General features: G+C 57.2%; 6 protein-coding genes. 1 reads left to right on the forward strand and 5 read right to left on the reverse strand.

Features of this window, described 5'->3' with window-relative positions; translation table 11 throughout:
• On the forward strand, positions 1–122 hold a 122-nt coding region (locus B2W96_RS11740; protein ID WP_293010626.1), incomplete at its 5' end, for a ribosomal protein L7/L12.
• 103 nt (positions 123–225) lie between these two features.
• Here B2W96_RS11740 and B2W96_RS11745 read toward each other — a convergent pair.
• The 5 genes from B2W96_RS11745 to rimM all read right to left on the reverse strand — a co-directional run.
• Positions 226–651: a VOC family protein gene (locus B2W96_RS11745; protein WP_293010621.1), complete on the reverse strand. Its 426-nt coding sequence runs from the start codon at positions 649–651 to the stop codon at positions 226–228.
• Between the two features lie 77 nt (positions 652–728).
• Complete coding sequence (locus B2W96_RS11750) at positions 729–1,913, reverse strand: pyridoxal phosphate-dependent aminotransferase (protein ID WP_293010622.1); 1,185 nt, start codon at positions 1,911–1,913, stop codon at positions 729–731.
• Positions 1,914–2,100: 187 nt separating this feature from the next.
• A complete protein-coding gene (locus B2W96_RS11755) occupies positions 2,101–4,182 on the reverse strand; it encodes a methyl-accepting chemotaxis protein (protein WP_293010623.1) in 2,082 nt (693 codons plus the stop codon).
• Between the two features lie 271 nt (positions 4,183–4,453).
• Complete coding sequence (gene trmD / locus B2W96_RS11760; RefSeq protein ID WP_293010624.1) at positions 4,454–5,236, reverse strand: tRNA (guanosine(37)-N1)-methyltransferase TrmD; 783 nt, start codon at positions 5,234–5,236, stop codon at positions 4,454–4,456.
• Positions 5,226–5,687, reverse strand: a 462-nt coding sequence (rimM, locus tag B2W96_RS11765; protein WP_293010625.1) for a ribosome maturation factor RimM, incomplete at its 5' end; no start/stop codon positions are given. The genes rimM and trmD, both read right to left, overlap by 11 nt.

The following is a 5,687-nucleotide window of genomic DNA, read 5'->3' on the forward strand; positions in this document are numbered from 1 at the left end:
CTGAGGCTAAGGCGACCGTCGAGGGCGCTCCCGCCACTCTGAAGGAAGGCTTGTCCAAGGACGACGCCGAGGCCATGAAGGCCAAGCTGGAGGAAGCCGGCGCGAAGGTCGAGCTGAAGTAAGTTTTTTCCATATGCAACCGAAAGCAGCCGTACAGAATGATCTGTACGGCTGCTTTTTTAAGGTTTGGGTGAAATAGCAGACGAAAATTTCCGGAAAATTCCCTTACAGCAGGGAAAAATCAGGACTTTCCATCAGCGGCTGCATCTGGCACAGGCAAAACGGATGCCCGGCGGGGTCCAGCATTACCCGCCAGTGATCGGAAAACTGCGCCGCGGCAACAGTTGCTCCACAGAGGACTGCGTGTGCCACGGCCTCATCCAAATTGTTGACCGCAAAATCAAGATGGGCCATTTGCTGCTGCGCTTCCGGCGTTTCCGGCCAAACGGGCGGCGTATAAAGAGCATTCCTCTGAAAGGTAATGCCCGGGTATGCGCCCTGCTGCGCGCCGGGAGCGCCAAGGCAGGCATATTCCTCATCGTAAAAGGGAATGGTCCATCCCAGCAGCTCCGCGTAGAATTTTGCCAAGTCATAGGGGTTTGTGCAATCAATGGTGAATGTATACAGCTTGATTTTAAGTCCAGAATCCACGGCGTTCTGCCTCCTAATAGTATCTGATGTGTGGTTTTATCTTGAAGGACAGCACAGAAGCGAAAGCGATTGTGCGTTCAGCGGTAGGTTTCGATCAGTTCCTTAAACAGGGGGAGGCTGCGCTGAATGGTGTCGTAAGACACGCAGGTGCACAGGCGGAAATACTCCGGGCAGCCAAAGTCGTCGCCGGGAACAACCAGAACGTTTTTCTCCTTGGCCCGGTCAGAAAACGCCTTGGAGCTGCCGCCGGGGGCCTTGACAAACATATAGAACGCACCGTTGGCCTTGGGACAATCGTAGTCGAAGGAAGTAAGCGCGTCGTAGAGGGCGCAGCGGTTTTTGTCGTAGGCCGCAAGGTCCGGCCGCTCCGCAGCGCAGCGGGCCACAACGCGCTGCTGCAAAGAGGGGGGGCAGACATGGCCCAGAACCCGGGCAGCTCCCGCCACGGCAGCGAACAGCAATTCGCTGTCTGCCGCGCTGTCGGGCACGCAGACATAGCCGATGCGCTCTCCGGGGAGGGACAGGGATTTGGAATAGGAGTAGCACACCACGGTATTGGGGTAGAGATTGGGGACCCAGCTTACCTCCGCTCCGTCGTACACCAGCTCCCGGTAAGGCTCGTCGGCAATGAGATAGATGGGATGGCCCACCTGACGGCTCTTTTCTGTCAGCAGGGCCGCCAGCTTTTCAAGGGTTTCCTTGGTATAGACGATGCCGGAGGGGTTGTTGGGGGAGTTGATGAGAACTGCCTGCGTATGCTCGTTAATGAGGTCAGCCATGTCATCCAGTCGAATCTGGAAATGCTCCGTGTCGGGCGGCGTTACCACAAATTTTGCGCCGTTGCTCTCCACATAGGGGCGGTATTCTGCAAAGAAGGGGGCCACGCCCACGATTTCCGCACCTTCCACCGCCAGCGCCCGCACCACGGCGATGAGCGCCGGGGCCGCGCCGCAGGTGAAGAACAGGTTTTCCGGACGGAGACAGGCATTAAACCGGGCGTTTAAATCATCGGTCACGGCCTTACGCACGCCGGGATAACCTGCGGCGGAGGTGTAGCCGTGAACATCCAGACTGTCCTCGGTGCGCACGATGTCCAAAAAGGCTTCGTTCACTGCCGCTGGGGAGGGAATGGAGGGGTTGCCGATGGAAAAGTCAAAGACATTTTCCCGGCCCACAACGGCGGCCTGCTTCATGCCGTATTCAAACAGCTCCCGGATGCAGGAGCGGGATTGGCCCAGAGCCAGCATTTTCTGAGAAATCATACAGTAAAGTCCTTCCCGCCGCCGCGCGTGGGGCGGCCCGCCTGAGCGTGCGGTGAAATCTATATGTTACTCATCATAGCACGTTTCAGAGCAGAAGGAAATGAGTTTTTCGGCCCATATACAGAATATCCGGAGGGGAAGCTTAGCTTCCCCTCCGGATATTGTTATTAGGATGGGGCATGAGTGCTCAGAAGTCATCCTCCTCGCCCAGAACAAAGCTGTCCACCAGTGTTTTCAAAGTCTGCGCCTGCGCGGAAAGCTCTTCGCTGGCGGCGGCGCTTTGCTCGGCGGTGGCGGAGTTGTTCTGCACCACAGAGGCAATTTGGTCGATGCCTGTGGTAATCTGCCGGGCGAAGTGAGCCTGCTCGTCGGAAGCCTGCGCAATGTTGGAGATCTTCTTGTTGATGGACTCGGTATGCTGGACCACCGCGCCCATGGAATCGGCGGCGGTATTGGCAATGTGCGTGCCTGCCTGAATGGAGGTCAGGGCGTTTTCAATGAGGGCGGTGGTGCTTCTGGCGGCCTCCGCGGATTTTCCGGCGAGATTGCGCACCTCGTCCGCCACCACGGCAAAGCCCTTGCCCGCCGTGCCCGCCCGGGCGGCTTCCACCGCCGCGTTCAGAGCCAGAATATTGGTTTGGAAAGCAATGTCGTCGATGGTTTTGATAATTTTCCCAATTTCACCGGAGGTGGCTTCGATTTCCTGCATGGCAGCGGTCATTTCCGCCATCCGGGCGTTGCTCTCGGAGATGCAGGCTTCGGTTTCCGCAGAGATGGAGCTGGCCTCTGCGGCATCCTGTGCGTTCTGACGGACTTTGGCGGACAGCTCCTCAATGGCGGCAGCCAATTCCTCAGTGGAACTGGCCTGTTCTGTGGAGCCCTGAGAGAGCGCCTGCGCGCCGTTAGCCACCTGCTCGGAGCCGCTGGACACTTCGTCGGAGGCCTGCCGGATATGCAACATGGTGCGGGTCATTGTCACCTGAATAGACATAAGCGCATCTTTGATTTTAGAAAACTCCCCTGTGTAGTCGCAGACCAAGGTGAAGCGCATATTGCCGGAGGAGAGCTGTTTCAGAACATCGGTAATCTCATTGATATAATTCATGTAAGATTTCAGGCGGTCCACCGTGGCGCGCATGGAAAGAGCCAGCTCGCCAATCTCATCCCGGCTGGAAACCGAGAGTTCCACATTCAAGTCCCCATCGGCAATCTGAACCGCAGCGCGGTGAAGCTCGCGCAGCGGGCGCACCAGCCTGCGGCTGAACAGCAGAGAAACGGCGGTGATGACGGCGACAAGCACAAGCGCCAGAAGAATATTGGACTGAATCATCCGCGTGGTGTCGGCATAGGCGGCGGACCGATTTTGAATGGTAACCACGGCCCAGCCGTCCGATCCGCCGGGGAGAGAAATGGGCGCGTAGGCGTAAATCGCATTTTCGTCGGATTGCTCCTGAATGCCGCTTTCACCGCTCAGCGCAGCGGCGGTCAGAGCCTTCAGCGCGGGGGAAAGCGCAAAATTTTCCTGAGACTCCTGATCGCCTGTGACCACCGTCTTGATGCCGGTGAGATAGTTGTACATTTCGGCCACCTGCTCCGCGTCCGGATGGGCCACCACGACGCCCTCTCCGTCCACGATAACGGAATAGGCGTCCTCCGTGTTATAGTCGTCCACAATCTCCTGAAGCTTTTCAAGGCTCAAATCGCAGCCCAGAACTCCCGACATCTGCCTGTCCGGGCCGGGGGCGTAGACGGGGTAAATGATGGAAGAGACGGCGCTTTTTGTATTGATGTCCAGATAGGACTTGGTGATGAAGGGCTGAGAGTCGGACATGATCTGCTTGAACCACCAGCGGTCCGCACGGTTGCCAAGATTTCCGGAGCTTCGCGCGGTCTGCTCTCCATCCATCCCCTGCTGATAAAACAGAATAAAATAGGGGTTGTTTTCAAGGGTTTTGACCAGCGCGCCGCGCTGTGCCTCCGGGTCCGGATAGCGAAGATCCCCGCTGAATGCAAGGCTTTCCGCCACGGCGTAGGCCTTGTTCATATACTCCGAAACCTGCGCCGCAACGCCGCCGGTTTTGCTCTCAAGAAGCCGGGAGGAAGAGGCGCGCCCGGACGAGGTGGTGATAAAGCCGCCGATGAGGTTGGAAAGCAGCAGGGAGCCGACGCAGGATAAGACCGCCAAAAGGACAATCCGGCTTTGAATGCCGGACCGGCGGCCCCGCTTTTCTCGGTTTTTTTGGGGCCTTGCAAAAGCGTTCTCTTTCAAAACAATACCCTCCCAAGTTAGTTTCTACCCGGATTGAGGAGTCCTCAAAAGCAGAGGGACAGCCCACACTGCTGTCCCCCTTAAAAAGTATGAGTTCCGGCATTGGCGGATGGAACCGCAACAAAAACCCGGGTGACTTTTTTGAATTATATCATGCAATAGCCAAGTTTTGCAAGTATAAATTAAATAAAATGTTGCATTTTGTCAAAAACAATATTACTGAAACGAACAGAAGGAAGGCGTGGGTGAAGGTTCGGCTGCAAAAATCTGCTCAGGACTCCGTTTGAGGAAGAGGTGCCGAGTCGACTGCAAATTCTTCTTTGGCCTGCTGGAGAATTTTCCGCTCTGCCTTTGTGGCAAGCTGTGTCTCGTCAAAGGCGGCAAAGAGGTCCGGCCGGCGGGCCATGGTGCGCTTATAGCTCTCCTTCTTCCGCCAGGCGGCAACCTTGGCGTGGTCGCCGGAAACCAGAATGGGAGGAACCTCCCGTTCGTGCCACACGGCGGGACGGGAATATTGCGGGTGCTCCAGCAGGCCGTCCCAGTGAGACTCTTCCGTGAAGCACTCCTCATCCGGCAAAACGCCGGGAACCATACGGCACACCGCGTCGCACACCGCCATGGCGGGAATCTCCCCGCCGGTGAGGACAAAGTCGCCCATGGATAGTTCCTCGTCCACGCACTCGTCCAAAAATCGCTGGTCCACGCCCTCGTAATGTCCGCAGACCAGAATCAAATGGTCGTACCGCTCCTTCAATTCCCGGGCCACCGTCTGGGTGAACACCCGCCCGCAGGGGGAGAGGTAGATGGTACGCCCGGGGCCGAAGGTTTCCGTCACGTAGGCCCAGCAGCGGTAGAGCGGGTCGGCCTGCATCACCGCGCCCCGGCCCCCGCCATAGGGGTAATCGTCCACCTGCATCTGTTTATTGGTGGTATATTCACGAATCTGGTGGGACTTTATGGCAATAAACCCACGTTCCTGCGCCCGGCCCAGAATGCTGACGTTCAGCATAGCGTCCACTGCCTCTGGAAACAGGGTCAGAATATCAATTCGCATCGGTTTCCATTCCTTTCAGAATGTGGACCAGCATTTCGTTCGCGTCTAAATCCACGGACTTGATGAAAACCTCCGGCACGGCGGGGATGAGGTAGGTATGCTCTCCCGTCACCGTGTAGACCTTGCTGGCGGGATAGTCCTCAATCAAGGTCAGCTTGCCGAGAAGCTCGCCGGTGTCGGCGTTTTTCACGTCCATGCCAAGAAGCTCGTCGTCAAAAGGCTCGCCGTCCTCTGCATCCTCCCGACGGATGAAGACGGGCTGCTCCTTATAAGAAAGAGCGGCGTTCATGTCGTCCACGCCGGGGAACTTTAAGAGGACAAAGCTTTTGTGGACGTGGTTTGCGGTGGGAACGATGGGAGTCTTGTCCTTGCCCAAATAAAAGGTCTTAAAGTCGGTGAGATAGGCGGGGTCGAAGCCCTGCGGCAGCAGCCGCACCTCGCCGCGGATACC

The sequence above is a fragment of the Oscillibacter sp. UBA6647 genome, assembly GCA_002455655.1.
Classification (GTDB): domain Bacteria; phylum Bacillota; class Clostridia; order Oscillospirales; family Oscillospiraceae; genus Oscillibacter.